Genomic DNA, 269 nt, shown 5'->3' with positions numbered 1-269 from the left:
CTTGAAGCGGAGCAAACAACACAGAATACTGCAATAGCTGCAAACGCAACGGATATAGATACTCTTGAAGCGGAGCAAACAACTCAGAATACCGCTATCGCTACAAATGCTACAGATATCGATACTCTTGAAGCGGAACAAACAACTCAGAATAACGCTATAGCTGCAAACGCTACAGATATCTCGACCAACGCAACTACAATTGCAGCGCACAATACTGCCGATGGTGATTTAAGTGATTCTAACGAATACAATACTGGTATCAGTTT

1 protein-coding gene is annotated in these 269 nt (G+C 42.0%); it reads left to right on the top strand.

Translation table 11 applies throughout. The annotated features are described in order from the left end of the window. A partial coding sequence (locus Q0871_RS18655) for a hypothetical protein (protein WP_299326617.1) occupies window positions 1-269 on the top strand: 269 nt, incomplete at both ends.

The organism is uncultured Maribacter sp. (genome assembly GCF_947500985.1).
Lineage (GTDB): Bacteria > Bacteroidota > Bacteroidia > Flavobacteriales > Flavobacteriaceae > Maribacter.
Note: the sequence above shows the minus strand (reverse complement) of the source record. Positions and strands in the feature narration are given on the sequence as shown.